The organism is Bacillus sp. 22475 (assembly GCF_052044835.1).
Taxonomy (GTDB): domain Bacteria; phylum Bacillota; class Bacilli; order Bacillales; family Bacillaceae_G; genus Bacillus_A; species Bacillus_A cereus.
The window spans coordinates 182,422-208,543 of the sequence record NZ_JBQENW010000001.1 but is presented as its reverse complement, the minus strand read 5'-3'; the positions used below and the strand labels follow the sequence as shown (position 1 = coordinate 208,543).

Here is a 26,122-nt window from a genome sequence, read left to right as displayed (position 1 = left end):
ACCGCATCAACATCTCCAAATAGCTCTCCATAAAATAAATCTTATGACAGTACTACATTTATTCAATGTAGTCCCAATATATGAATAAGATGGTTATTCTTATATTTCGGCAATAGTCCCTTTCAGCCTATGATCACAGATTCCATGAAATCTCCCATAGCTTACTCTTTCCTATCGCGGCCTCTACCTTTGAGAGTAGATGAGGTAAGTCTATTTAATTTTCAAACATCTAATTGTTGCTATTAACAATACCAAAGGACCATTTTATTTGTCAAACAATTTTTTATATTGTTTTTTTACAGTTTAATTTTGTATCATTTGGTAAGCGCTTTACTGAAATCTTTGTCACTTCCCATTCGCCTTCTTCGTTATTAAATGTAATCGTTACCTTCTCAAATGGGGGAGAAATTTTCCCAGCAACACGTTCATACTTTGTCACTTCAATACTTGCTTGAAATAAATATGTACCGCTATACACTTTCTTTAAACTAATAATTTTAGGACATTGATACGGTTTCAAACTTCCATATTGTTTTTCAATTGCTTTATTTATTTTTGGAAATAAAACAGAATAAAGTGCATCTTCCATAAGAGGTGCATCATATTGAGCTATTGACACACTCGGTGAGGTAAAAAGTATAACACTACTGCATGCTATAAAATATAATAATTTTCGCATTATAACCTCCGTATTATCACGCGATTCTTTCTGCGTACGATAATTATCATACATAGAAATTCTGTTTTATTGTCTCCCACCACTCTTTTTCTACTCGATTATTATAAAAAAGCCCACAACTCTCTTTTATTTTCGTATAATGATACTCATAGTATAATAATCATAATAACAAAGGACTGTTCGTATATATAAAATGAGTCGTTAAGCAAACTGACTCACAAGAACTGTCATGCTTTTTAGGAGAGGAGTATATTATGCTACAACATCTGTTTCCAAAACTGCGATTTGCACTCGTTGCAGTCGTTTTACTATGGATTAAAACATATATTGTGTACAAGCTAGCATTTGATATTAAAATTGATAATTTCTTTGAAGAATTCATGCTTTTTATTAATCCACTAGCTGCGTTACTTTTATTTTTCGGCTTAGCTTTACTTGCATCTAAGCACCGAAACCGAATTATAATTGGAATCAGTTTTATACTGTCATTTATTTTATTTGGAAACGCAATGTTTTATGGGTTCTATAACGATTTCGTTACTTTCCCGGTTTTATTCCAAACAAACAATATGGCTGATTTAGGGACAAGTATAAAAGAACTCTTTACGTACAAAACATTACTTTTATTTGCAGATGCAATTATTTTAATGTTTATTTCGCGTAAATTCCCATCATTTGGCGACAAAACACCACTTTCCCGCTCAGAGAAGCGAACTTTCTTTAGCGGTGTAACAGCTTTATTAGCACTACAAATTGTTGTATCAGTTATTTATAAACCACAAATGTTCTCACGCTCATTTGACCGTCAAACTGTCGTGAAAAATTTAGGTTTATACACATATCATCTATTTGATATTACACTTCAATCCAAGTCTTCAGCTGAGCGTGTATTTGCAAGTGGGGATGGATTTTCTGAAATCAAAAACTATACAGACTCAAAAGACAAGCAAGTTGATAAAAACTTATTTGGAGCTGCAAAAGGTAAAAATGTAATTTTAATTTCAATGGAATCTACACAAAACTTTGTTATTAATAAAAAAATAAATGGAAAAGAAATTACACCATTTTTAAATGAATTTATTAAGGATAGTTTCTATTTCGATAACTTCTATCATCAAACTGGACAAGGCAAAACTTCTGATGCTGAATTTATCGTTGAAAACTCACTTTATCCGCTAGATCGTGGTTCTGTATTTTTTACTCATGCAACAAATGAATACACAGCGACACCAGAACAATTAAAGAAATACGGATATTCTTCTGCCGTCTTCCATTCAAACGATAAAACGTTTTGGAATCGGGATGTAATGTATCCTGCGCTTGGATATGATCGTTATTTTAATTTAAATGATTACGCAGGAACGGAGCAAATGTCTGTCGGTTGGGGATTAAAAGATAAAGAGTTCTTTGAACAATCTATTCCAAAGTTAAAATCTTTACCGCAACCGTTCTATACAAAATTTATTACATTAACAAATCATTTTCCGTTTCTTCTAAATCCGGAAGACCAATATGTTGATGAATTCAACTCGGAAAGTGGTGTTGTAAACCGCTACTTCCCAACTGTTCGTTACACAGATGAAGCTCTTAAATTATTTATTAAACAATTAAAAGAAGAAGGATTGTATGATAATTCCGTTATTGTCATCTATGGTGATCATTACGGTATTTCCGAAAACCATAACGCAGCTATGGCACAGTTCCTAGGAAAAGATACTATTACACCATTCGATTCTATGCAATTACAACGAGTCCCTCTTATTATTCATGTGCCTGGCCAAGAAGGAAAAGTTGTTTCTAAAGTATCCGGTCAAATTGATATTAAGCCAACGCTCCTTCATTTACTTGGTATTAAAACAAATAAATCCGTTGAATTTGGAACTGACTTATTTATTAAAGAGAAAGACCCGCTTATGGTAATGCGTGATGGTAGCTTTGTTTCTGAAGAGTATGTTTATACAAAAAATATGTGCTACAAAAGAAGTACGGGTGAAGAAGCTGACATGACGTTATGTCAGCCGTATATTGAAAAAGCAAAAACAGAATTAAAACTCTCCGATAAATTAATTTATGGAGATTTATTACGTTTCGATCCTAATAATCAATATAAAACTGGAACGATGACAACGAAATTTGAATAGTAAAGGAAGCAACTTTATACAAGTTGCTTCCTCTTTTTATTTTCACTTAATTTTTAAATCATCCTTCTATGAAATCTTTCACAAATTGGTAATTTCTTTCGTATGAGGAATAAATTTATGGTATGATAAAATAAGTAAACTTTCATACACTAATTAAGAATTTATTACAGAAAGCAAGGGATCAGATTTTGTATAGAGCAGCTATTCCAAACTTATTTACGCTCGGAAATTTATATAGCGGATTTTTATCAATCGGCTATGCATCTTTAGGATATTATAAATCAGCTGCTATTTTAGTACTTATCGGGATGATGTTAGATAGTCTTGATGGTCGTGTTGCTCGTTTATTACGTGTTGATTCACAAATGGGAAAAGAGCTCGACTCGCTTGCAGATGTCGTAACATTTGGTGCAGCACCTGCTGTTTTAATGTATTACACATCTTTCTCAAACTACGGAATCATCGGATTATACATAGCGGGATTATTCCCTCTTTTCGGAGCATATCGTTTAGCACGATTTAATGTAACACCATCTTCTACTTCAATGAAATATTTCACTGGAGTACCGATTACAGCAGCGGGAGGGCTTGTTGCTTTCTTAACATTATTTTCACATACCATTCCAAAAATCGTTCTTATTACCGTATTTGTAACGTTCGCATTTTTAATGGTGAGCCGCATTCGTATCCCAAGTTTAAAAGATGTACCAATTCCACGATATAGCATCATTGTTACACTATTTTTAGTTGGAATCATTATTACAATGTATCAAACAGGATTTGGCAATTTTTCTGTTTTCTTATTCATTGCCATTCCACTATATATTTTGTACATGTTATCTCAATTCATTAGACAAAGACCTTCTAAAAAAGCGAATAAAGAAAAATAAGAAAACCTTCCGAGTCCGGAAGGTTTCTTTTTATTTTGTGACTAATACCTTTTGATTTACAGGTGTTACTGGCTCTTCGCCGTTTAATACAGCTAAAATATTTCTGACAGCCATTTCAGCCATCGCATCACGAGTTTCAAACGTTGCATTCCCTACGTGTGGAGCAAGTACTACATTCTTTAATTCTTTTAGTTCTTCTGTAATATTCGGTTCAAATTCAAACACATCAAGAGCTGCCCCTTCAATTTCATTCGTTTTTAATGCACGAGCAAGTGCTGCTTCATTCATAATTGGTCCACGTGAAGCATTTACAATATACGCTGTTTTCTTCATCATTTTAAACTGCTCTTCATCAATCATATGATGTAATTTCGGATTATAAGCACAGTTAATTGTAATAAAATCTGCTGTTTGTAATAATTTTTCCAACGTCACATACGTTGCTCCCAGTTCACTTTCAGCTTCAAACTTACGATTTGGCCCTGTATATAAAACATCCATTCCAAATGCTTTCGCACGTTTTGCAACAGCCTTCCCGATTTCTCCAAGACCAATAATTCCGATTGTCTTACCGTGGACTTCTCGTCCTAAGAAAAATAACGGTGCCCATCCGTTAAATCCAGTCGTACGACATAACGTATCCCCTTCAGGAATTCTACGCGCCGCTGCTAAAAGAAGTGCAAATGTTAATTCTGCAGTCGCTTCCGTTGATACTTTCGGTGTATTCGTTACTGCAATTCCTTTTTCACCCGCATACGTGTAATCAATATTGTCGTAACCAGCACCATAATTTGCAATAATCTTTAAATGAGGCGCTGCATCAATAACTTCTTTTGGCACCTTTGTCGAAAGTAAACTCAACAACGCATCTTTATCTTTTACACGCTCTGTTAATTCATCTATAGAAATTAACTCCTCTTTATCATACATTTCTACATCATGATCTTTTAATAGTTCTAATCCAATTTCCGGAATTTTTCCCGCTACTAATATTTTTGCCACTACTAACACCTCTTCTATAGAAAATAAGATATCTCTTATATTTCATTGTAAGAAATCCACATATAAAAACCAAGGAATTTGATTATAGTTTTGAAAATCGACACTTTTCCATAAAAAAAGAGGAGATGCAACTCTCCCCTCTTCTTACGCTTTTTCCTGCGATTCTTTTCCGAGCTTCACATCAATAGTTCCTTCTGCAACCGTATCGCTAATTTGCTCCTCAATAACCGATTGAGATGCAGCATTCGTTTCAGAAGTATAAGCTTGTTGCTGTGCACCTTGTACATTTTGTTTATTTTGTTGTTTCGCCATTTCTTACCCTCCTTTTCATTCTTTCTTATTTTGAACAAAAAGGACAGTTTTCATCAAAAAATTGCGTTTCATTTTGAATTTGTTACTTCTTCTTCAAGCGACCTCATTACTCTTGCTCGCTTCGTAAATGTTGCAACCTGAGTAACACCGTGAGCTCGTAATGTTTGTACATTTTCTTGTACATAATTCCCTAAATCATTTGGGTAATGAGCATCCGAAGAAATCGTAATTGGAACACCATACTTAGCTAATACTTGTAAATATAGTGGACTTGGGCACATTTCACGAACAGGATAACGATAGTATAATCCTGCATTTATTTCTGTTGCCGTATTCGTTTCTACTAATGCACAGGCAATTTCCTCATAATAAGAAAGCTGTTCATTCTCATCCAATCGATAATTAAATACCTTTATATTATCAAGATGAGCGATAATATCAAATAACTCGGTACGAATCGCACTCTCAACTGTTTTAAAAAACATATCATATAATGCGCGTAGGTCATGCACCTCAAAATATTCTTTCGTATCTGGATTATCAAATCCCCAGCCATTTAGAAAATGAACGGAACCAATTACATAATCAAAGTCTCCTAGCGCTAATAATTCTTTTAACTCTCCTTCACAACCAATAAAATAATCCGCTTCAATTCCAAGTTTAAGTGTGACACCTCTTTTCCCCCATCGTTCTTTCGCCTCTTCAATTGCCTTTGTAAAATCATACAGTGAAACTACCCTTACTTGATCTAACCATTCTTTCTGTATACGACCGAGCTTAGAATCACTAATATCTACATATTTTTCATAATATCCTTTTGCTTCATGAAAACGATATAGATGATCAACAATTCCCACTTCTTTTATTCCTTTTCGCACAGCTTCTTCTAAATATAGATCTATCCATTCTGTTGTAAATGGCCCTTCCTTCACACGCTTTTGCAAACGCTCTTGTGTTTTCATAAGCCAATCAATAGAATGTCTTTCTTGAAGCGGTTCATAACATTCCAACGCTTCATTTATTTTAGCAAGCCATCCTATTGAATACGGTCCTTCTTCTAAGTGAAGATGATAATCTACTTTCATATACCTTCCCCCTTATAATGTATCTATTTCCCTTCTATCCCCAACTCTCGAAAGCTTTCCATTTCGTTCTTTCACCTCTCGCATGACATCTTCCAATGCAATATTTTTTTCAGCTAATAAAACGAAACAGTGATAAAATACATCAACCATTTCTTTCACTACTTCTTCTTTATCATTATTTTTACATGCGATAATTACTTCAGCACACTCTTCACCAATCTTCTTTAAAATTTTATCTTCTCCTTTTGAAAATAAATAATTTGTATACGATTCAGGAAGTGGGCTTCCTTTTCGTTCTTCAATTGTTTTATACAGCAACTTAAAGGCATTTTCCATATGTATCCCCCTATATAATTTGATAGTGAAAACATGTCTTCTCTCCTGTATGACAAGCAGGTCCTACTTGTTTCACATTCACAACAATTGAATCTTGATCACAATCTAAATATAAAGATTGTACATATTGAACATTCCCTGATGTTTCCCCCTTACTCCATAACGACTGCCTCGAACGAGAATAAAACCATGTTCTTTTCGTCTCTAACGTTTTTTCATATGCTTCTTCATTCATATAAGCTAGCATTAAAACTTCTTTCGTACCTTCTTCGATGACAATTGCCGGTATTAATCCTTTTGAAAAATTAGGTTTCATAACCGCACCTCAACATTTGCATCTCTTAATTTTCGCTTTACACTCTGCACTGTTGCCTCACCATAATGAAATATGGATGCCGCTAACGCTGCATCAACTGTTGTCTTTTGAAAAACTTCTATAATATGATCCGTATGACCACAGCCCCCTGATGCGATGACTGGAATGGAAACACTTTTTGAAATTTCTTCTGTTAAACGAAGGTCGTATCCGCTTTTCGTTCCATCTGCATCCATACTCGTTAACAAAATTTCACCTGCCCCAAGTTTAACAACACGCTTCGCCCATTCTATGGCATCCATTCCTGTGTCAACTCTTCCGCCGTTGACGTATACGTTCCATTTACCTTCTGCTACTTTTCTAGCATCAATTGCCACGACAATACATTGTGATCCAAAGTGTTCTGCCCCTTCTTCTATTAGCTTCGGGTTTCGCACTGCCGCTGAGTTTATTGAAACTTTGTCTGATCCAGCTCTTAGTAAATTGTACATATCTTTCACACTTGAAATCCCCCCTCCAACCGTAAGAGGAATAAATACTTTAGCTGCTGTTTTTTCTACAACATCTATAATCGTTTTTCTTCCTTCATGAGTCGCTGTAATATCTAAAAATACGATTTCATCTGCCCCTGCCTCGTTATATGCTTCAGCTATTTCAACCGGATCACCGACATCTTGTAATCCTATAAAATTTACACCCTTTACGACTCGCCCTTCTTTCACATCTAGACATGGAATAATTCGTTTCGCTAACATAACTTCGTTACCTGTAACACTTCTTCTAAATCAATCGTTTTCTCGTAAAGCGCCTTTCCAATTATGACACCATATATATTCATATCATTTAACTTTTTCACATCTTGAATAGATGCCACTCCTCCAGAGGCAATGAGACGAATGCCCACACTTTTTTGAAGTAACGCCAATTGTTCAAAATTTGGACCTGTAAGCGTCCCGTCTTTCGAAATGTCTGTAAACACAATCGTTTGAACACCTAAACTTTCCATTTGTTTCGCTAAACTAACGTAAGAAATTTCAGACAGATCAAGCCAACCTCTCGTTGCTACGAAACCATTTTTCGCATCAATTCCAACAATGATTTTCTCTTTATATAGACGAACTGCTTCCTCTAAAAATGACTTATCATAAAGAGCTGCTGTTCCTAAAATCACTTTTTCTACACCTACTGACAATAACTTCTCCACCGTTACAAGTGAACGAATTCCTCCTCCCACTTGCACAGGAATACGTACCGCCTTGCAGATTTTTTCAATGACGGGCAAATTTAGCGACTCGCCAGCAATTGCACCGTCTAAATCAACAATGTGTAGTATTTCCGCTCCAAGCTTTTCAAATATGATCGCCTGCGCTACCGGATCTTCATTCATCACCGTTTCTTTACTAAACTCTCCTTGATAAAGTCTAACGCATCGTCCTTCTTTTAAATCGATAGCTGGGAAGATTTCCATGCTTCTACCACCCCTTGAAAATTTTTTAATATTTGCATGCCAATTTCGCCACTTTTTTCTGGATGAAACTGTGCACCAAACACATTTCCTTTCGCTACAAACCCTGGTACTTGCATTCCATAATCACTTACTCCGCACACAATTTCATCTGGACAATCCGCGTAATATGAGTGAACATAATACACGAAAGAACCATCCACTAATCCATTCCAAAGCGGAAATTCTCTTTCCTTCCTTAATTCATTCCATCCCATATGAGGAATTTTATACGAAACTTTTAACTTACGAATTTCCCCTGGTAGTAAACCTAACCCGCTACAATCTTTTAGTTCCTCACTTCGTTCAAATAAAAGTTGCATGCCCAAACATATACCGAGGAGTGGTTTTCCTATGTCACAAACTTCTTTTAGTACACACACTAAATCTCTTTCTTCTAATACGTCCATCGCTTTCGGAAATGCACCTACTCCCGGTAAAATCACGCCATCGCTTCTCAATATTTCTTTTTTATCACTCGTTACAATGTACTCTGCGCCAATATATTTTAATGCTTGCTCTACACTGCGAATATTCCCCATTCCATAATCTATAATGGCAATCAATTACAACATCCCTTTCGTTGAATTTACACCGGTAATATTGGCATTTTTTTCGACCGCTTCTCTAAGCGCTCTACCAAAAGCTTTAAATAATGCTTCAATTTTGTGATGTGTATTACTTCCGTATAGAACGCGCGCATGTAATGTAATATTGGCAGCATGTGCAACTGCTCTAAAAAATTCTTCCGTCAATTCTGTATCAAAATCCCCGAGCTTCGGATTTGTTAATTCCCCTTGAAATACACAATATGAGCGTCCACTTATATCAATTGCGACAAATCCTAAAGATTCATCCATCGGTACATACGCAGAACCGTAACGATTAATTCCCTCTTTGTTTTGCAATGCTTCTTTCAAGCAATTTCCGAGTACAATTCCAACATCTTCAACGGTGTGATGTGCATCGACAAATACATCACCTTCTGCTTCAACTTGCAATCCAAATCTTCCATGTCTAGCAAATAAAGTAAGCATATGATCGAAAAAACCAACCCCCGTTTGAATAGATACATTTGTACTTTCATCAAGGTGCAAACTTAATTTAATTTTTGTTTCTGTCGTCTCACGTACTTGACTGGACTGACGCATTATTGTTCCTCCTCAAACCTTATTTGGATTGCTCTCGCATGTGCATGTAACCCTTCTTTATTTGCAAGCTCTACAATATGATGCTGTACATTTTTTAATGCTTCCTCCGTATAAGAAATAAAACTTGATTTTTTCACGAAATCATCGACTGATAACGGAGAAAAAAATCTTGCCGTTCCGCTCGTTGGTAATACATGATTCGGTCCCGCTAAATAATCCCCGAGCGGTTCAGGTGCATATGGCCCAAGGAAAATAGAGCCTGCATGTTTCACATAATCTAGAGCATTCATCGGTTCTTTTATATGTAACTCTAAATGTTCTGGAGCAATTTCATTTGATAACTTTAGTGCCTCCTCTAAAGAAGGAACGATAAAGATGGCTCCATTTCTATTTATTGATTCACGTGCAATTTCACTTCTTGGTAACGTTTCTAACTGTCTTTCTACCTCTTTTTCTACTTCTTTAGCTAGTTCCATATTCGTTGTAATACAAATCGCCGTTGCTCTCTCATCATGCTCTGCTTGCGATAATAAATCCGCTGCGATATATTTTGCATTACCTGTTTCATCCGCGACAACTACAATTTCTGATGGACCAGCAATCATATCGATATTTACTATTCCATATACTTCTCGCTTCGCTAGAGCGACATACAAATTTCCCGGTCCAACTATTTTATCCACTTTCGGAATCGATTCCGTCCCGTATGCTAAAGTAGCAATTGCTTGCGCGCCACCTATCGTATAAATTTCATCTACTCCCGCAAGATTTGCAGCAGCTAATATATGCGGATCAATTCCTCCTTTCCTCGGCGGTGTTACCATTACAATCTTTTTCACACCTGCGAGTTTCGCCGGCAATACATTCATTAATACTGAAGAAGGATATGAGGCTGTCCCACCCGGTACATATACACCTACATTTTCTAGCGGCCGAATGAGTTGCCCTCTAATTATGCCTTTACTTTCACAATCGAATATTGAGTGCTTCTTTTGCTTTTCGTGATACGAAACAATGTTTTTCTTCGCCTCTTTTAAAGCTTCTAAAAATGAATTCTCTACAAACATACTCGCTTGCTGTATTTCTTCTTCACTTACACGAAAATCTTTCATCTCTACACCATCAAACTTTTTTGTATAGAAAGATAAAGCTTCATCTTTCCCTTCCCTTACATTTCTAATGATTTCTCTTACACTTCTTTGAACAGTTTCTTCTATTATATTAGCGTTTTCTCTTAGCACTTTTACTTTAGATAATGCCTCCTTAAAGTCTTCATAAATGATTTTCATTTTAAGTCCTCCTATTTCCCTGATAAGATTTCTTGCTCCATCATATTTATAATACTGAATATTTCGTCTTTTTTAGTTTTTAAGGCTGCCTTATTTACAATCATCCGAGCCGATATAGAGTGCATTTCCTCAAATACAATAAGTCCATTCTCTTGTAATGTTTTTCCTGTTTCAACAATATCTACAATCGCATCTGCCAATCCAAGAAGAGGAGCGATTTCTACAGAACCTTCTATTTTAATAATTTCTACATCCTCTCCCTTATCATGAAAATAAGTAGAAGTAATATGCGGGTATTTCGTAGCAATTCTTTTCTTCCGGTAACTCTTCGGATTATACGTAGGAATAGAAGCAACACAAAACTTACAAATCCCCACTCCTAAATCCAGCATTTCATAAATATCTTTCTCGTTTTCCATTAAAATATCTTTTCCAACGATCCCAATATCAGCTACCCCATGTTCTACATAAGTAGCAACATCAACCGCTTTTACTAAAATAAATGAAACATTTGTATTTTTACTTTGAAATACAAGCTTCCGACCTTTATTTTTGAGATCGGAACAATCAATTCCAATCTGCTCAAAAAGTGGAATGACATGTTTTTCTAATCTTCCTTTCGTTAACGCAATTTGAATGTTACGCATGAAGCCTCTCCTTCTTTCTGGACTACCCATTTCTCATTCCATACATATTCCACTAAATATTCATTCTTTGCCTCAACGACCGTTCCTATTTTATTTTTTCTTGCAAATCGAAAGGTATCGCTTAAATTAGAGAATAGAGATAACCAACCATTTTTCCCATCCTTTCGAAGTAAATTTCGTAACCTTTCTGCTTCCGCTAATCTATTTAACTCATAATGAATCACAATATCAATTTGATTTCGTTCATATGGTTCTTGCTGCTCTTGCAGCGCCTTCACAATTTGATTTACTTGTACCGCGAGTCCAACAGCTGGCAGCATTTCTCCAAAATTCCCAATTAGCTCATCATATCTTCCGCCACTAACGATTTCTTCTCCAATTTCATATATATATCCTTTGAAAATAACACCCGTATAGTAATCTAAGTGTTGAATCATGCCCAAATCAATTGATATGTAAGAACCATATCCTAACGTTTCAATTGTTTCATACATTTCTTTTACTCTTGCAATTGCCATTTTCATTTCATTACTTGAAGCAAGCTTTTCTGCCTCCTCAATAACTTCTAAATTTCCAAATAGCCTTGGTAATTTCTCAAGTAATCTTACTGTCTCATCGCATCGATCTAATTTCTTTTCTCCGATAAAATTTGAGAGGGCAGCATAATTTTTACTTTCTATATACGTTCTAAGTACCCTTTCTTCTTCATCATGGATGGAGAGTTTTTTTACAATACATTTATATAACTGTACTTGCCCAATCTCAATTGTAAAAGATTGCACCTTCAACTTTTGAAGTGCTTGAATGACACTTATTACACATTCAATTTCAGCTCTTACATTATCAATCCCGATAACTTCAATACCACTTTGTACGATTTCATTATATTTTCCAGAATGGGATTCATTCGCTCGAAATACATTCCCGCTATACGTCACTTTAAGTGGCGTATCCCATCTCTGTGTTCCAATCACTCTTGCTAAAGGAATTGTCATATCTGGACGTAAAACGATAATCCTTCCCTTTTCATCAAAAAATTTATACATCTTCTCTTCATCTATCGGTCTATTTTGAAATGCAAAAACATCATAAAATTCAATTGTAGGTGTTCTTATTTCCTCGTAACCTCTCTCTAAAAAAGTAAGCCTTAATTTTTGCTCCACTTCTTCAATTAACGTACATTCTTCGAATAAATAATCTCTCGTTCCATTCGGGTTCGCCCGTTTCCATTTTGTCATCTAAATTTTCACACCTTTCTCCTTCTAATGTATGCCTATTTCATTCACCTAAGCCGAAAATAAAAAGAGCCTTGTAGACAAAATACCTACAAGGCTCTTCAGTAGAGTGTAGGTACAACGGGAATAACCCTTGTACCTACACGTTTTCACGCTAGGTTCAAGGGTTTCATGTATGATGATGTAGTTGTGTAAGCATCGTAATAGATTTTATTGTATTCATAATACTTACTCCCTTTCTCCTCTGATTTTCACATAGTATATAACAGTTAATTTTGAATGTAAATACATTTTTAATATTCCGTCACTTTTTTAATGTAAAGCTACTTTTCTTTCATACTCTTTTATTTCTTGTTCATATTGCATTGTAATACTAATTTCATCTAAACCATTCAATAACTTCTCTTTCCACATTTTCTCAATTGTAAAATGGAATCTGTGCATATTCGTTATAATTATTTCATTTTCTAAATCAACTGTGATTTGTTCCCTCGCATCTGTTTTTGCAAGTTGTTCACGCATATCTTTGTCCATTACAATCGGTAACATGCCATTCTTCATACAATTCATATAAAAGATATCGGCAAATCCTCCAGCGATAATAACGCAGAAACCATAATCAGCAAGCGCCCATGGAGCATGTTCTCTAGACGAGCCACATCCAAAATTATCACCTGTGATTAATATGCTCGCTCCTTTTCTTTCTTGCGCATTAAGCGGGAAATTAAGGTTTTCTTGGCGATTATTATCATATCGCCACTCATCAAATAAAAACTTCCCAAACCCAGTTCTTTCAATTCTCTTTAAATATTGCTTCGGAATAATTTGATCTGTATCAATGTTATCATTCATCAGTACTGCAGCAGTACCTTTATGAATACGAAATGGCTCCATCATAACTCTCCTTTCTAATATCAACAAAATGACCATGTAACGCAGCCGCTGCCGCCATTGCCGGGCTAACTAAATGCGTTCGTGCTCCCTTTCCTTGTCTTCCTTCAAAATTGCGATTTGACGTAGAGGCACAATGTTCTCCTTCAGGCACTTGATCTGGATTCATACCTAGACACATTGAGCATCCGGGCTCTCTCCATTCAAATCCAGCTTCTTCAAATATGCGATGTAATCCTTTATGCATCGCTGCTTCTCTTACCCTTTGAGATCCAGGTACAACAAGTGCTCGCACACCTTCTTTTACTTTTTTACCTTTCACGACAGATGCAGCAATTTCTAAATCAGAAAGCCTAGAATTTGTACAAGATCCAATGAAAACATGTTGAACTGGAATGTCATACGTACTTTGTCCGGGACTCAATCCCATATAAGAAAACGCTCTTTCGTCATTTGCATCATGCTTTTCTGGCAATTTCTCATCAATCCGAACACCCATACTAGGATTTGTTCCCCACGTAACGTACGGCGCTAAATCCGTAACATCTACTATAATATGTAAATCATAAACTGCATCTAAATCTGTATAAAGTTCCGCCCATTTTTTCTTAATAGATTCATAGTCTTTCGGTGCATATTTACGTCCTTTTACGTAAGCAACCGTTTTTTCATCTGGTGCAATAATGCCAGCCTTCGCTCCCCCTTCAATTGCCATATTGCAAAGCGTCATCCTCTCTTCCATATCCATAGCATGAATGGCCTCTCCGTAAAATTCCATTACGTAACCTGTTCCAACTGCTACTCCGTACTTTGAAAGGAGATGTAAAATAATATCTTTCGCATAAACACCTTGCGGTAACTTTCCTTTTAACTCAATGCCCATCGCTTTCGGCTTTCGTTGCCATAACGTTTGCGTTGCCAATACATGTTCCACTTCACTCGTACCAATACCAAACGCTAGTGCGCCAAAAGCACCGTGTGTTGCTGTATGACTATCACCACAAACAATCGTTTTCCCTGGCTGTGTAAGTCCAAGTTCTGGTCCTATAACATGAACGATCCCTTGCTCTTCATCTCCGATATCCGCTAATGGCACCTGAAATTGTTTACAGTTTTCCCGAAGTGTATCTAGTTGCTGCTTCGCAATGCGATCGGTAATATTCCAAACATCTTTCGTTGGAATATTATGATCCATCGTTGCAAATGTTAAATCTGGTCTGCGGACTGTTCGATTTGTAAGCCGCAAGCCTTCAAAGGCTTGCGGTGACGTTACTTCATGAACAAGATGTAGATCGATATATAATAAATCCAATCCATTTTCATTTGTCGCAACTACATGTCTTTCCCAAAGCTTATCTAGTAACCTTTTCCCCATTATCTTCCTCTCCCTACTAACGCTTGCTCTTCCATTTCTTGCATAACTGCCTTTGTAAATGAAGTTGTCGTTTCAGTCCCCCCGATATCTGCTGTACATTTTCCAGATTTAAGGACTGCAGAAACTGCTTCTTCAATTGCATATCCTTCTCTCGTTAATCCGAATGATTGCCCAAGCATCATTGCAACAGAACGTATCATCGCAATTGGATTCGCCTTATTTTTCCCCGCAATATCCGGTGCTGATCCGTGAATAGGCTCGTATAATGAAGGCCCCTTTTCGGCGTGACTTGCTGATGGAAGCATTCCTAATGATCCAGCTAATACTGAAGCCTCATCACTTAAAATATCACCAAATAAATTTTCCGTTACAATAACGTCAAATCTTCCTGGATTCCGAATTAATTCCATAGCCGCTGCATCTACTAAAATGTGTTCTACTTCCACATTTGGGTAGCGAAGTGCTACTTCTGCTGTCACATTTCTCCATAGTTTACTAGACTCTAAAACATTCGCTTTATCAATAGATGTTACTTTTTTCTTCCGCTTATTTGCTAATTGAAAGGCATACGAAACGATACGTTCAATTTCATGTCGATGATACGTAAGTGTATCTGTCGCCACTTCTTCCGTTCGCTCTTTCGGATAAGAAAAATAAATTCCGCCTGTTAATTCACGAACGACAACGAAATCAATTTCATCAGCATTTTTTAATGGTGATAAATGTGCAGTTGCACTTTCTACCGTTACAGGGCGAACATTCGCAAATACACCGAGTCCTTTTCTTAATGCTAATAATCCTTTCTCAGGCCTTTCTTTCGCACTATCCCACCTTGGTCCACCTACTGCTCCAAGTAAAACCGCATCACTCGCTAAACAGGCGGCAAGTGTTCGCTGTGGTAATGGTTGCCCAGTTAAATCGATAGCAACACCACCAAAGTACTCATCTTGCAAATGAAAATGATGTCCATATAGCCTTTCTACCATATGCAATACTTCCTTCGCACTTTCCATAACTTCTGGACCAACACCATCACCAGCTAAACAAACGATACGTTTTTCCATTTTTAACACTCCTTTTAACTGAATTTTCAGAACTTTTATTTGATAGGTGAGGAAAGCTTCTCTCACCTATCAAATATTTATTTCACAAGCGCTATAAGAGATTTTAATTTCCCTGCTGCATGGACATAAGCTCTCGCCGACGCTTCCAATACGTCTTGCGCAACTCCGAAACCTGATATTTGGTGACTACCTTCTTTTAATTCAACATGAACGTGAGCAAGTGCATCTTGACCTTGTGTAATAGATTGTATGCGATAATCTGCCAATTCACATTCTAATCCTAAAATTCTTTGAATCGCATTGTATATCGCTTCAATACTACCAGAACCAGTGGCTGCATCTTCATATACATTTCCTTCCTCATCCTTCAGCACAACTGTTGCGCATTGTGTACTATTTGATACGAAATGCACTTGTAATTGCGTAATGTTATATTGCTGGGCTGCAAATGCTGCTTCACCAAGCATAATTGCGCGTAAATCTTCCTCAGTAATTTCCTTTTTACGATCCGCCAATTTTTTAAATGCTTCGAATGCCGCATCTCGCTCTTCATTTGTAAATTCATAACCAAGCTCTTTCATTTTTTCCGTAAACGCATGACGGCCAGAATGTTTCCCAAGTACAAAGAGATTTTGAGATTCTCCTATAAGCGCTGGTTCGATAATTTCATAAGTTGTTACTTCTTTTAGAACCCCATCTTGGTGGATGCCTGATTCATGAGCAAATGCATTCGCTCCAACGATTGCTTTATTTTTCGGTACAACCATACCCGTTAACCTGCTTACTAATGTACTCGTTGCCTTAATCTCTTTTAAAGTCATCGAAGGTTCTGCTTTATAAAAATCTTTTCTAATATGAAGAGCAACCGCAACTTCTTCTAACGCTGCATTCCCTGCTCTTTCTCCAATGCCATTAATCGTTCCTTCTACTTGCAATGCTCCGCCTTCAACCGCAGCTAACGAATTTGCTACTGCCATACCAAGATCGTCGTGACAATGACAAGAAAAAATCGCTTTTTCATATGATGGAACGGATTCTTGTAAGTATCTAAAAAGAGAATAATATTCTTCCGGATTCGTATATCCAACTGTATCCGGAATATTAATTACATTCGCTCCTGCGCGAATCGCAGTTTCTACTGCTTCAGCTAAAAATGCTCTCGATGTTCTTGTCGCATCTTCTGCAGAAAATTGTACTGTCGGAAATAATGATTTTCCAAGCGTAACCGAACGATGAATACTATTTAACACATCTTCTTTTGACATACAAAGTTTATATTTCATATGAATATCACTCGTAGCTAGAAATACGTGTAGACGAGGAGATACAGCACCTTTCACAGCTTCATATGCTCTTCGAATGTCACTTTCTTTCGCTCTAGCTAAACTCATAACCGTAGCATTTTGAATTGTATTCGCGATGCGTTTTACCGATTGGAAGTCGCCTTCGGAAGCTGCCGCGAATCCAGCTTCCATTACATGAATACCAAGCCTCTCTAATTGCCTAGCAATTTGTAACTTCTCTTGTTCATTTAAATTTACTCCTGGTGATTGTTCGCCATCACGAAGCGTTGTATCCATGAACAAAATCTGCTTCATATTATTTAATCCCTACCTTTACTCGCGGCTGTACGAAAGGCATCATTTCACGTAATTTACGTCCTACTACTTCGATTTCATGTTCATTCTCTTTCTCATTTGTCGCGTGGAAATTTGGTCTTCCTGCTTTATGCTCTGCAATCCAGCCTCTTGCAAATGTACCATCTTGAATTTCTGCTAATACTGCCCCCATCGCTTTCTTCGTATCTTCAGTAACAACGCGTGGTCCTGATACGAAGTCTCCCCACTGCGCTGTATCTGAAACTGAATATCTCATATTTTCAAGTCCACCTTCATACATAAGGTCAACGATTAGCTTCAGTTCATGTAAACATTCAAAATATGCAAGTTCAGGCTGGTATCCCGCATCAACTAACGTTTCAAATCCTGCTTTTACAAGTGCAGTCACTCCGCCGCAGAGTACAGCTTGCTCTCCAAATAAATCTGTTTCTGTTTCTTCTTTAAACGTCGTTTCTAATACACCAGCTCTCGTTGCTCCAATTCCGTCAGCATAAGAAAGTGCTTTTTCAGTCGCAACTCCTGTTGCATCTTGATATACTGCAAATAATGCAGGAACAGCCCCTCCCTCGGTGAACGTACGGCGTACGAGATGCCCCGGTCCTTTTGGCGCTACTAGAAATACATCTACATTAGCTGGTGGTTTTACTTGATCAAAGTGAACATTAAATCCATGTGCGAACACGAGAGAGTTTCCAGCCTGTAAATTTGGTGCAATTTCAGCTTCATATACTTCTGGTTGTAATTCATCAGGTAATAGAATCATTACTACATCAGCTTTTTCCGCTGCTTCTGCTACTGTATATACAGAAAACCCATCTTCATTCGCTTTATCCCAAGACTTACCTTTTCTTAAACCTACTACTACATCAAATCCGTTATCACGTAAATTTTGCGCATGCGCATGACCTTGCGAGCCATATCCGATGATTGCTACTTTCTTTTCCTTTAATACATTTACTGTTACATCTTTCTCATAATAAACTTTTGCCATTTTCATTTCCCCCTATATTTAAATGATTATTGAATTAACATAACTTGCTTATCTTGTTTTTTCATACTACGTGTAAATGCTGTTACACCTGTTCTAGCAATTTCTTTTAAACCGTATGGACGAAGTAATTCAATTAACGCTTCTACTTTATCTTGCGTACCTGTTACTTGCACAACTATGGAATCCTTCCCAACATCTATTACAGCGGCTCGAAATGGTTCAATTAAACTATATAATTCTGCCCTCGCTACAGAAGTTGCTACTTTAATAAGAGCAAGCTCTCTAGCAATCATTGCTTCTTCTGTAATATCTGATACTTTCAGAACATCGATTTGCTTATGAAGTTGTTTAATTAACTGCTCAACTTGCTGTTCACTTTCAACGTGTACAACAATCGTCATTCGCGATATATCTGATGATTCTGTATGACCTACTGAAATACTTTCAATATTAAAATGTCTTCGTGTCATAACCCCTGTAATTCTGTTTAACACACCACTTTGATTTCGAACTGTCGCTGTAACAATTCTCTTCACCCTTTTTCCACTCCCTCCATTTGGTGAACACCTTTTCCTGGTGCAACCATCGGCATAACCTTCTCTGATTGAAGTACACGACAATCGATTACGATTGGCTCTTGTAATTCGATCGCATGCTGGATTTGCTTCTTTGCAAGAAGTGGATCGTCAATACGAACACCTTTTATACCATACGCATTCGCAAGAGCGACGAAATCTGGTTGGCATGGCAATAAAGAATGTGAATATCTTTGATTGTAAAATTCATCTTGCCATTGTCTTACCATTCCTAAAGCTTCATTATTTAAAATAAATACTTTAACGGGTAAAGCGTGTTCTTTTAATACACTTAATTCTTGCAGAGTCATTTGAAACCCAGCATCACCAACAATTGCAATAACTAATTCTTCAGGCTTTGCAATTTGCGCACCGATTGCTGCTGGAAATCCGAACCCCATCGTTCCTAATCCGCCAGAAGTTACCCATTTATCTGGATTTTTCAGCGGATAATATTGCGCTGCCCACATTTGGTGTTGCCCAACGTCTGTTGTTACAATCGCTTCTCCCTTCGTAATTTCATATAGCATATCAATCGCATATTGAGGTTTAATACTTTCAGAATTTCGTTTATAAGAGAATGGATATTTTTCTTTTCTATGCTTTAATAAAAAGAGCCATTCGTGATGATTTTCTTTCTTTCCTTCTGATTGAAGCAATACTTCTAACGCCTGCTTAGCACTTGCAACAATAGGAATCTCTGTTGGCACATTTTTCCCGATTTCTGCTGGATCAATATCGATATGTGCAACAGTCGCCCCTTTAGCAAAAAAAGCTAAATTCCCAGTAAGACGATCGTCAAATCTCGCACCTATATTAATGAGTAAGTCGCATTCATATAATGCCATATTGGCTGTGTAAGAACCGTGCATTCCCCCCATCCCTAGAAATAGTTCATCATCTGGTGGAAAACCACCAAGTCCAAGTAATGTATGCACAACAGGGATTTCATATTTACGAGCAAAACTTGTCAATTCTTTCGAAGCTTTCGCATGCAGTATACCCGCTCCAGCTAAAATTAACGGTTTTTTTGCGGTTTCAATTGCTTGTAGTAATTTGTTTATTTGAAGTAGATTCGGTTCATAATTAGGGTTATATCCTGGTAAATCCATTTGTACATTGCTACATCGCTCACCTTTCTCGACTACCATATCTTTCGGAAGGTCAATAACGACTGGTCCTGGTCTTCCTGTTTTAGCAATATGAAATGCTTCTTTAATAATTCGAGGTAAATCTGAGGCCTTTCGCACTTGATAGTTATGTTTTGTCACTGGCATCGTAAGTCCCATAATATCCGCCTCTTGAAAAGCATCGCTCCCAATTAACGTTGTTGCTACTTGGCCTGTAAATACTACAAGTGGCAATGAATCAATCATCGCATCAGCTAGACCCGTAATTACATTTGTAGCACCTGGTCCACTCGTTGCAATTACAACCCCTGGGTTCCCTGTAATTCTGGCATACCCTTCAGCAGCGTGAATTGCCCCTTGCTCATGCCTTGTTAAAATATGCGGAATTTCACAATCATACAATGCATCATATAGAGGTAAAACGGCACCACCCGGATAACCGAAAATCACTTCTACGCCTTCCTTTTCTAGCGCTTCTAACAATAGCTGTGCACCAGTTGCCAGTTTCTCTTCCGTTTTTGAAGACATTGTTCTTATAAGCCCCCTTTTTCAACCTTTTATACAATAAAAAAATCCTACGTCCACACTCCAGCTATGTGCTGAAGGGACGAAAGATTTCGCGGTACCACCCTTCTTTGCAAGAATACTCTTGCCTCAGTGATCCATAAATGGATCAAGCTAATAACGGAGCTACCGTCTAAGCCTAGACAAATGCTTTAGCTTAGCACTCAAGGGCGATGTTCGTCGACGTGAACCATCGGTTTTCAGCAACCACCGACTCTCTGTGAGGCTTCACAATCAACTACTCCTCCCTATCAACGCTTTCTTATGTTAAAAAAGTTGTTATCCAACTTTATTTTCTTCGTAAATTTTCTCTCCATCTTCTACAACTAACTTACGAAACTCTTCTAATAAACGGTTCGTATGTGGACCTGTTTGCCCTAAGCCAATCGTTCTACCATCTACTGTCGTAACAGCAATAACTTCAGCAGCTGTTCCTGTTAAAAACACTTCATCAGCTACATATACATCATGTCTTGTAAATAACTCTTCTCTTACGTCATATCCAAGTTTTTCGCCAATTTCTAAAATGGCGTTTCGTGTAATACCTTCTAACGCTCCAGCAGAACTTGGTGGTGTAATTAATTTATTTCCTTTAACAATAAACACGTTATCTCCTGATCCTTCAGCTACATATCCTTGATCATTTAACATAAGTGCTTCTTGTACTCCAGCTAATTTCGCTTCAATACGAACTAAAATATTGTTTAAGTAATTTAAAGATTTTACTTGAGGGGATAAAACATCGGGACGATTTCGGCGCGTTGCAACTGTTACAACTGGAATCCCTTTCTCATAATATTCTTGTGGGAATAAAGATAATTGTTCTGCAATTACTACTACATTCGGCTTCTTACATGAATCGGGATCCAATCCAAGATTTCCTGCTCCTCTTGATACAACAAGGCGAATGTATCCATTAGATAATTTATTTTGTCGAATCGTCTCAACAACAATATTTGTTACTTCATCTAATGAATATGGAATTTCTAAAAGGATTGATTTTGCTGATTCATACAACCGGACAAGATGCTCTCTCAAACGGAAAACATTACCGCTATAAACTCTAATTCCTTCAAACACTCCATCGCCATATAAATAGCCATGATCATATACTGAAACTTTTGCCTCATCTTTTGGAACAAATTCTCCATTTAAGAAAATCCATTGCTCATTCACTAGAAGCGCCTCCCATGTTCTATGAATTTTTTATTGTTTCCTAGTTTACTCTCCTTTCTAAATAAATCAAGTTAATTTTTAGAAAATTTATAATTTTTAATCGTACGTACTTCTTTACTTATATTGATTTAACAACATTGTTAACGTTTACAAAAAGTCGAAAATTTTTTTCGCCAATTTCTACTAAAAAAATATTTGTTTAAAAGAAGGATTTTCATCAATTGATACGAATCTATTGTATTCAATAAACGGACGTCCGATTTTATAAATCCGGGAATATATAACGACTTTTGCTGAAAAAGGGGGAAAATAACAAAAATAGCGCTGTCTAAAAATAACATTCATATTTTTCATTTCGTAATCATAATCCTATTTTTAAAAAACAATTTGTCAAAATAAAGGAGGAAATAAACATGGCGTGTGTACAAATTAAAGGAACGAGACAAGAGGTAGTAGAAATGCTGCAATTATTTGATCTAATGGATACGAAAGGTTTTTGTAAATTCGATAATTACGTAGAGGTAGAACCAAATACGCAAGAACATAATCATTTTATTGCTTCAATCGACATCCATTCAAATACTTCTTCAGCACAAGATACATTAAACGATCAATTCGTTAGTCAAATGCTTACTGGCGTATATAACGACTAAACAAAGATTTACTTCCTACCGTCTTTTCATAAATGCAGTGAACTTGAGCATACTAGCAATTAGATGGTAGGGAGGTGAGAATTATGGCTAGAATTGGCGTTGAAAACTCATTAACAGACGTTCAACAAGCTCTTCAGCAACAAGGTCATGAAGTTGTTACACTTAACTCAGAACAGGATGCACAAGGGTGTGATTGTTGCGTTGTAACTGGGCAAGATTCTAATGTGATGGGCATTGCAGATACATCAATTAAAGGATCAGTCATTACAGCTCATGGTTTAACAACGGATGAAATTTGTCAACAAGTTGAAAGTCGCACTTAAAAAATGAAAGAGGACTCCTTTTAAAAGGAGTCCTCTTTTTTATATTCACCTAACGGGAAAGTAACATATACTGGATGAAAGCCCTACCTCTCTCTCATCATTACGGTTCCACTGACCGCTCCTTGATTCACTAGTATACATATATAGCTTACAAATACAATTTATAGGGTTTGTTCACAAAAGTTGTTGATAAAATTACCCGATCTTTCGCAAACTTTTCGTATTGCATTCATAAGAGATATTTACTTTACACTAGCTGTAACCGAGACACGAATTAAAATTCTAACACCAATACAATAGCTTGTCAATATTTTTCCGCAAATTAAAAACAGACATTAACGGTTTGTCTGTTTTAGAATGGAGCTTTTTCTTTTATTACATATACAACAAAGCCGCTTACTAACATAAATAAGCCAACTACTAAGTTTTTGATATTAATCATAAATTCCTCTCCCTTATTCCACACATCATATATATTTACATTTCAATTATTCCGATCATCCTAAAGCGCACTTTTTCTAATATATCATAATTCCTAAAAAATGCAAGTTCACTTTTGACGACCATTCACAAATTTATCTACAGTGCTTGGTACAGTATTTAAAGCCTTTTCAATTAAATGTGTACTGCTGTTGAGATGTAATACTTGCACCCCATTAGAACCAACTACTAAAAAAGCTACTGGACTAATAGAAACCCCAGCCCCGCTTCCTCCTCCAAATGGATGCCCTTGCTTGTTCTCTTTATGCTGATTTTGCCCACCGTTATGTTTTTCAGTAATAAAACCCCCTTTAAAATCACTTCCACCAGCTCCAAAACCAAAAGCCACTTGAGATACTGTTAATACTACATTTCCGTCAGCTGTTGAAACCGGGCTCCCAACAATTGTATTTACATCTACCATCTCTTTTAAATTTGTCATTGCCGTTTTCATTAAATTTTCAATTGGATGTTCCATTATGTATTGCACCCTTTCCTCATTATTCCTTTTTATACTTTCCAAAATAGAGGAAGTCATACTAACTTTTCCTATTTCAAGAAAACATTTTTCTCCTTTTAAAAGATACTACTCCCTGTACATGCTCTGGTATAGTGAAACTTTAATCAGTGGGATGTGTACGTAGCTCGACTCCCACAAATAGCAGGATAAAAAAGAAAAAGAGATACATACTACTATTGAACCTTGTTATGAAAGGAGTCATGACTTTGACTGAGAAATTTGATGATTATAAAAGAAGAGATAGAATAGATAGTGATTATAGTGACTATAAAGAAGAGTACGCCGCTGAGGTTGCACCACAACGCATTGATTATGATTACGATGATAAAGACGATAAAGATGTTGTAAAATCGTCCGCTGCTGGATCAACTGCTGGTTTTATCGCTCTTGCGCTATCTATCTTATCGCTATTTACATTTCCAACACTATTTGGTCTTGTTTCTGTTTTACTCGGTATTTACGCTTATAATCGCGGAGCTACTGTAACTGGCGGTATCGCTGCAGTTGTCGGTGGAATTGCTGCACTTATCGCAATTTTATTCCGAGTAGCACTTATTGGTCTATTGTTCTCCCTGTTCTAAAAAAGAAAAAGGTATCTCGCTTAACGCGGGATACCTTATCCTGTAAACACATCTTCCGATGGATATTTTATTTTTTGTTTTGCTGGTCGCGCTAAAGAGAACACAAGTGTTAATGGTCCAATTAATCCGCAGAACATAACAAACATAATAATACATTTTCCGAATGCCGATAGCTTTGCAGTAATTCCCATCGTTAATCCGACTGTGCCAAACGCTGATATTGTCTCAAATAATAATTGAATAAAGCTGAAGTTTTCTGTAAGCATTAATATGAATACCGCCGCTAAAATAAGTATTTGACTGGCAACAGCAATCGCTAAGGCCCTCGTTACTGTCGACATTTTAATTGTACGCTGAAATAAAACAATTTCCTCCTTTTTTCTAAAGAAAGAAAGAACAGATGTAATTAAGATAACAAACGTTGTTAATTTAATTCCTCCACCTGTTGATACACTTCCTGCACCAATAAACATTAAAATCATCGTAAATAATATAGATGATTCTTCCATACCTCCATAGTCAACCGTATTAAACCCAGCTGTCCGCGGGGTAATACCTTGAAAGAAGGAAGCCCATAGTTTTTCATTTAAAGATAAATTCCCTAACGTCTTCACATTATTATATTCCAATACAAAAATCACAATCATTGCTATAACATTTAGCACTACTGTTCCAATAATCATTATTTTTGAGTGAAGTGATAATTTTCGAAAACTGCGACTATACCATATATCAATTAATACGGTAAAACCGAGTCCACCTATTACAATTAAAGAGCAAATCCCAATATTAATAATGGGATCTCCTACATATCTTGTTAAATTATCTGGCCATAAAGCAAAGCCTGCATTATTATAAGATGCAATTACATGAAAAATACTATAGTATAAACCTTTTCCAAAACCAAACTCTGGAATAAAGCGAAACGATAAAAAGATGACCCCAATAAGCTCAATACAAATCGAAAATATAAAGACACGCTTTACTAATTTTACAAGACCACCTATATTTGTTTGATTAAATGCTTCTCCAATTAATAAACGATGGCGTAATCCGATTTTTTTGCCTAATACCCAAACAATTAAAATGGCAATTGTCATAAGACCTAGACCACCTGTTTGAATTAAAAACATAATAACAATTTCGCCAAACATCGTAAATGTACTTGCTGTATCCACTACTCCCAAACCAGTTACGGTCGCTGCTGACGTTGCTGTAAAGAAAGCATCTACCCAACTAATATGTGCTTTCGTTGCGAATGGTAACTTTAATAACAAACCGCCAACCACAATTAAGCAGAAAAAACCTAACGCTAATATTTGTGGTGGGTTTAATCGTATAAGACGATTATACAGCCCTTGTTTTTTTGTTACTTCCATATCACTAACTCCCTTATTAAAGTGAAGCTTTCCCCTCATAAATAAAAAGCTTTTTAAAAGCCCTTAAACAATTGGGACAAACCTTATATTCTTATAATATAGTTGAGCATAATCCTTTTTTTCATAGATTACAACTTTTATTTATATTCAGATTCCTTTTCGTTTTATGCTGGAAAACTCTATATCCTAACTCAATATTGCTAGCAATAACAAT

The 26,122-nt window shown here is 36.5% G+C and carries 29 protein-coding genes, 1 riboswitch and 1 other annotated feature; of the genes, 5 read left to right on the top strand and 24 right to left on the bottom strand.

Features of this window, described 5'->3' with window-relative positions; translation table 11 throughout:
* Positions 1 to 12 precede the first annotated feature (12 nt).
* Positions 13 to 194: riboswitch (Lysine riboswitch) on the bottom strand.
* 89 nt (positions 195 to 283) lie between these two features.
* On the bottom strand, positions 284 to 679 hold the full coding sequence (locus ACTJJY_RS01145; RefSeq protein ID WP_440604821.1) for a DUF3888 domain-containing protein: 396 nt from the start codon (positions 677 to 679) through the stop codon (positions 284 to 286).
* A gap of 254 nt (positions 680 to 933) precedes the next feature.
* Here ACTJJY_RS01145 and ACTJJY_RS01140 point away from each other — a divergent pair, with 254 nt between their 5' ends.
* Together ACTJJY_RS01140 and pssA are read left to right on the top strand one after the other, a co-directional pair.
* The gene (locus ACTJJY_RS01140) at positions 934 to 2,820 is read left to right on the top strand and encodes an LTA synthase family protein (RefSeq protein ID WP_440604820.1); all 1,887 of its coding nucleotides are present in this window, start codon (positions 934 to 936) and stop codon (positions 2,818 to 2,820) included.
* A gap of 188 nt (positions 2,821 to 3,008) precedes the next feature.
* Positions 3,009 to 3,710, top strand: a complete 702-nt coding sequence (gene pssA / locus ACTJJY_RS01135; protein WP_440604819.1) for a CDP-diacylglycerol--serine O-phosphatidyltransferase — start codon at positions 3,009 to 3,011, stop codon at positions 3,708 to 3,710.
* Between the two features lie 30 nt (positions 3,711 to 3,740).
* Here the strand turns inward: pssA and ACTJJY_RS01130 are convergent, their stop codons facing one another.
* The 20 genes from ACTJJY_RS01130 to ilvE all read right to left on the bottom strand — a co-directional run bounded on the left by ACTJJY_RS01130 (position 3,741) and on the right by ilvE (position 21,972).
* Positions 3,741 to 4,712 carry an NAD(P)-dependent oxidoreductase gene (locus tag ACTJJY_RS01130; protein ID WP_440604818.1) on the bottom strand — a complete coding sequence of 324 codons (972 nt, stop codon included), beginning with the start codon at positions 4,710 to 4,712 and terminating at the stop codon, positions 3,741 to 3,743.
* A 144-nt stretch (positions 4,713 to 4,856) separates the two neighbouring features.
* Complete coding sequence (locus ACTJJY_RS01125; RefSeq protein ID WP_001118878.1) at positions 4,857 to 5,024, bottom strand: YozQ family protein; 168 nt, start codon at positions 5,022 to 5,024, stop codon at positions 4,857 to 4,859.
* 68 nt (positions 5,025 to 5,092) lie between these two features.
* Positions 5,093 to 6,109, bottom strand: coding sequence for a histidinol phosphate phosphatase domain-containing protein (locus ACTJJY_RS01120; RefSeq protein ID WP_000861838.1), 1,017 nt, complete (start codon positions 6,107 to 6,109; stop codon positions 5,093 to 5,095).
* Between the two features lie 12 nt (positions 6,110 to 6,121).
* Positions 6,122 to 6,445 (bottom strand): phosphoribosyl-ATP diphosphatase, encoded by a 324-nt coding sequence (gene hisE, locus ACTJJY_RS01115; RefSeq protein ID WP_000426358.1) that lies wholly within the window; start codon positions 6,443 to 6,445, stop codon positions 6,122 to 6,124.
* Positions 6,446 to 6,455: 10 nt separating this feature from the next.
* Complete coding sequence (gene hisI / locus ACTJJY_RS01110; RefSeq protein WP_440604817.1) at positions 6,456 to 6,761, bottom strand: phosphoribosyl-AMP cyclohydrolase; 306 nt, start codon at positions 6,759 to 6,761, stop codon at positions 6,456 to 6,458.
* The gene (gene hisF, locus ACTJJY_RS01105; RefSeq protein ID WP_440604816.1) at positions 6,758 to 7,516 is read right to left on the bottom strand and encodes an imidazoleglycerol phosphate synthase cyclase subunit; all 759 of its coding nucleotides are present in this window, start codon (positions 7,514 to 7,516) and stop codon (positions 6,758 to 6,760) included. The genes hisI and hisF overlap by 4 nt, the downstream gene beginning before the upstream one ends.
* Positions 7,510 to 8,229 carry a 1-(5-phosphoribosyl)-5-[(5-phosphoribosylamino)methylideneamino]imidazole-4-carboxamide isomerase gene (gene hisA, locus ACTJJY_RS01100; RefSeq protein WP_440604815.1) on the bottom strand — a complete coding sequence of 240 codons (720 nt, stop codon included), beginning with the start codon at positions 8,227 to 8,229 and terminating at the stop codon, positions 7,510 to 7,512. Before hisA ends, hisF begins: the two co-directional genes overlap by 7 nt.
* Entirely contained in the window at positions 8,202 to 8,831 is a 630-nt protein-coding gene (gene hisH, locus ACTJJY_RS01095) for an imidazole glycerol phosphate synthase subunit HisH (protein ID WP_000560360.1), read from the bottom strand. Before hisH ends, hisA begins: the two co-directional genes overlap by 28 nt.
* Positions 8,832 to 9,416, bottom strand: a complete 585-nt coding sequence (gene hisB, locus ACTJJY_RS01090; RefSeq protein WP_440604814.1) for an imidazoleglycerol-phosphate dehydratase HisB — start codon at positions 9,414 to 9,416, stop codon at positions 8,832 to 8,834. It abuts the gene before it with no gap.
* Entirely contained in the window at positions 9,416 to 10,705 is a 1,290-nt protein-coding gene (gene hisD, locus ACTJJY_RS01085) for a histidinol dehydrogenase (protein ID WP_440604813.1), read from the bottom strand. The genes hisB and hisD overlap by 1 nt, the downstream gene beginning before the upstream one ends.
* A gap of 11 nt (positions 10,706 to 10,716) precedes the next feature.
* A complete protein-coding gene (gene hisG, locus ACTJJY_RS01080; protein ID WP_029441809.1) occupies positions 10,717 to 11,352 on the bottom strand; it encodes an ATP phosphoribosyltransferase in 636 nt (211 codons plus the stop codon).
* Positions 11,328 to 12,590, bottom strand: coding sequence for an ATP phosphoribosyltransferase regulatory subunit (locus ACTJJY_RS01075; protein ID WP_440604812.1), 1,263 nt, complete (start codon positions 12,588 to 12,590; stop codon positions 11,328 to 11,330). Before ACTJJY_RS01075 ends, hisG begins: the two co-directional genes overlap by 25 nt.
* A 309-nt stretch (positions 12,591 to 12,899) precedes the next feature.
* The gene (gene leuD, locus ACTJJY_RS01070; RefSeq protein WP_440604811.1) at positions 12,900 to 13,481 is read right to left on the bottom strand and encodes a 3-isopropylmalate dehydratase small subunit; all 582 of its coding nucleotides are present in this window, start codon (positions 13,479 to 13,481) and stop codon (positions 12,900 to 12,902) included.
* Positions 13,459 to 14,853 carry a 3-isopropylmalate dehydratase large subunit gene (leuC, locus tag ACTJJY_RS01065; protein ID WP_440604810.1) on the bottom strand — a complete coding sequence of 465 codons (1,395 nt, stop codon included), beginning with the start codon at positions 14,851 to 14,853 and terminating at the stop codon, positions 13,459 to 13,461. The genes leuD and leuC overlap by 23 nt, the downstream gene beginning before the upstream one ends.
* A complete protein-coding gene (gene leuB, locus ACTJJY_RS01060) occupies positions 14,853 to 15,917 on the bottom strand; it encodes a 3-isopropylmalate dehydrogenase (protein WP_440604809.1) in 1,065 nt (354 codons plus the stop codon). The genes leuC and leuB overlap by 1 nt, the downstream gene beginning before the upstream one ends.
* Before the next feature lie 77 nt (positions 15,918 to 15,994).
* On the bottom strand, positions 15,995 to 17,515 hold the full coding sequence (gene leuA / locus ACTJJY_RS01055; protein WP_042972357.1) for a 2-isopropylmalate synthase: 1,521 nt from the start codon (positions 17,513 to 17,515) through the stop codon (positions 15,995 to 15,997).
* A 1-nt stretch (position 17,516) separates the two neighbouring features.
* Positions 17,517 to 18,527, bottom strand: a complete 1,011-nt coding sequence (ilvC, locus tag ACTJJY_RS01050) for a ketol-acid reductoisomerase (RefSeq protein WP_001151744.1) — start codon at positions 18,525 to 18,527, stop codon at positions 17,517 to 17,519.
* Between the two features lie 26 nt (positions 18,528 to 18,553).
* Positions 18,554 to 19,063 (bottom strand): acetolactate synthase small subunit, encoded by a 510-nt coding sequence (ilvN, locus tag ACTJJY_RS01045; RefSeq protein ID WP_000822952.1) that lies wholly within the window; start codon positions 19,061 to 19,063, stop codon positions 18,554 to 18,556.
* Positions 19,060 to 20,760, bottom strand: a complete 1,701-nt coding sequence (ilvB, locus tag ACTJJY_RS01040) for an acetolactate synthase large subunit (RefSeq protein ID WP_440604808.1) — start codon at positions 20,758 to 20,760, stop codon at positions 19,060 to 19,062. The genes ilvN and ilvB overlap by 4 nt, the downstream gene beginning before the upstream one ends.
* A gap of 72 nt (positions 20,761 to 20,832) precedes the next feature.
* Positions 20,833 to 21,060, bottom strand: a binding site (T-box leader).
* Positions 21,061 to 21,075: 15 nt separating this feature from the next.
* Complete coding sequence (ilvE, locus tag ACTJJY_RS01035) at positions 21,076 to 21,972, bottom strand: branched-chain-amino-acid transaminase (protein ID WP_001005486.1); 897 nt, start codon at positions 21,970 to 21,972, stop codon at positions 21,076 to 21,078.
* Between the two features lie 413 nt (positions 21,973 to 22,385).
* On the opposite strand from ilvE, the gene ACTJJY_RS01030 reads away from it, so the two are divergent.
* Positions 22,386 to 22,625: a DUF3911 family protein gene (locus tag ACTJJY_RS01030; RefSeq protein WP_000752514.1), complete on the top strand. Its 240-nt coding sequence runs from the start codon at positions 22,386 to 22,388 to the stop codon at positions 22,623 to 22,625.
* Between the two features lie 83 nt (positions 22,626 to 22,708).
* Positions 22,709 to 22,948 carry a YkuS family protein gene (locus ACTJJY_RS01025; protein ID WP_000101022.1) on the top strand — a complete coding sequence of 80 codons (240 nt, stop codon included), beginning with the start codon at positions 22,709 to 22,711 and terminating at the stop codon, positions 22,946 to 22,948.
* Positions 22,949 to 23,300: 352 nt separating this feature from the next.
* Here the strand turns inward: ACTJJY_RS01025 and ACTJJY_RS01020 are convergent, their stop codons facing one another.
* Positions 23,301 to 23,390, bottom strand: a complete 90-nt coding sequence (locus tag ACTJJY_RS01020; RefSeq protein ID WP_000608227.1) for a hypothetical protein — start codon at positions 23,388 to 23,390, stop codon at positions 23,301 to 23,303.
* A gap of 108 nt (positions 23,391 to 23,498) precedes the next feature.
* Complete coding sequence (gene ytfJ, locus ACTJJY_RS01015; protein WP_002093915.1) at positions 23,499 to 23,966, bottom strand: GerW family sporulation protein; 468 nt, start codon at positions 23,964 to 23,966, stop codon at positions 23,499 to 23,501.
* A gap of 188 nt (positions 23,967 to 24,154) precedes the next feature.
* On the opposite strand from ytfJ, the gene ACTJJY_RS01010 reads away from it, so the two are divergent.
* The gene (locus tag ACTJJY_RS01010; protein WP_000136546.1) at positions 24,155 to 24,529 is read left to right on the top strand and encodes a hypothetical protein; all 375 of its coding nucleotides are present in this window, start codon (positions 24,155 to 24,157) and stop codon (positions 24,527 to 24,529) included.
* 35 nt (positions 24,530 to 24,564) lie between these two features.
* Here ACTJJY_RS01010 and ACTJJY_RS01005 read toward each other — a convergent pair whose 3' ends face one another.
* Positions 24,565 to 25,908 (bottom strand): TrkH family potassium uptake protein, encoded by a 1,344-nt coding sequence (locus ACTJJY_RS01005; protein ID WP_064531905.1) that lies wholly within the window; start codon positions 25,906 to 25,908, stop codon positions 24,565 to 24,567.
* Between the last annotated feature and the right edge of the window lie 214 nt (positions 25,909 to 26,122).

Coding starts and splice junctions, on each gene's coding strand:
- ACTJJY_RS01145 (WP_440604821.1), bottom strand. CDS start 679: ATGCGAAAATTATTATATTTTATAGCATGCAGTAGTGTTATACTTTTT.
- ACTJJY_RS01140 (WP_440604820.1), top strand. CDS start 934: ATGCTACAACATCTGTTTCCAAAACTGCGATTTGCACTCGTTGCAGTC.
- ACTJJY_RS01125 (WP_001118878.1), bottom strand. CDS start 5,024: ATGGCGAAACAACAAAATAAACAAAATGTACAAGGTGCACAGCAACAA.
- ACTJJY_RS01120 (WP_000861838.1), bottom strand. CDS start 6,109: ATGAAAGTAGATTATCATCTTCACTTAGAAGAAGGACCGTATTCAATA.
- hisE (WP_000426358.1), bottom strand. CDS start 6,445: ATGGAAAATGCCTTTAAGTTGCTGTATAAAACAATTGAAGAACGAAAA.
- hisI (WP_440604817.1), bottom strand. CDS start 6,761: ATGAAACCTAATTTTTCAAAAGGATTAATACCGGCAATTGTCATCGAA.
- hisF (WP_440604816.1), bottom strand. CDS start 7,516: ATGTTAGCGAAACGAATTATTCCATGTCTAGATGTGAAAGAAGGGCGA.
- hisA (WP_440604815.1), bottom strand. CDS start 8,229: ATGGAAATCTTCCCAGCTATCGATTTAAAAGAAGGACGATGCGTTAGA.
- hisB (WP_440604814.1), bottom strand. CDS start 9,416: ATGCGTCAGTCCAGTCAAGTACGTGAGACGACAGAAACAAAAATTAAA.
- hisD (WP_440604813.1), bottom strand. CDS start 10,705: ATGAAAATCATTTATGAAGACTTTAAGGAGGCATTATCTAAAGTAAAA.
- hisG (WP_029441809.1), bottom strand. CDS start 11,352: ATGCGTAACATTCAAATTGCGTTAACGAAAGGAAGATTAGAAAAACAT.
- ACTJJY_RS01075 (WP_440604812.1), bottom strand. CDS start 12,590: ATGACAAAATGGAAACGGGCGAACCCGAATGGAACGAGAGATTATTTA.
- leuD (WP_440604811.1), bottom strand. CDS start 13,481: ATGGAGCCATTTCGTATTCATAAAGGTACTGCTGCAGTACTGATGAAT.
- leuC (WP_440604810.1), bottom strand. CDS start 14,853: ATGGGGAAAAGGTTACTAGATAAGCTTTGGGAAAGACATGTAGTTGCG.
- leuB (WP_440604809.1), bottom strand. CDS start 15,917: ATGGAAAAACGTATCGTTTGTTTAGCTGGTGATGGTGTTGGTCCAGAA.
- leuA (WP_042972357.1), bottom strand. CDS start 17,515: ATGAAGCAGATTTTGTTCATGGATACAACGCTTCGTGATGGCGAACAA.
- ilvC (WP_001151744.1), bottom strand. CDS start 18,527: ATGGCAAAAGTTTATTATGAGAAAGATGTAACAGTAAATGTATTAAAG.
- ilvB (WP_440604808.1), bottom strand. CDS start 20,760: ATGTCTTCAAAAACGGAAGAGAAACTGGCAACTGGTGCACAGCTATTG.
- ACTJJY_RS01030 (WP_000752514.1), top strand. CDS start 22,386: ATGGCGTGTGTACAAATTAAAGGAACGAGACAAGAGGTAGTAGAAATG.
- ACTJJY_RS01025 (WP_000101022.1), top strand. CDS start 22,709: ATGGCTAGAATTGGCGTTGAAAACTCATTAACAGACGTTCAACAAGCT.
- ACTJJY_RS01020 (WP_000608227.1), bottom strand. CDS start 23,390: ATGATTAATATCAAAAACTTAGTAGTTGGCTTATTTATGTTAGTAAGC.
- ytfJ (WP_002093915.1), bottom strand. CDS start 23,966: ATGACTTCCTCTATTTTGGAAAGTATAAAAAGGAATAATGAGGAAAGG.
- ACTJJY_RS01005 (WP_064531905.1), bottom strand. CDS start 25,908: ATGGAAGTAACAAAAAAACAAGGGCTGTATAATCGTCTTATACGATTA.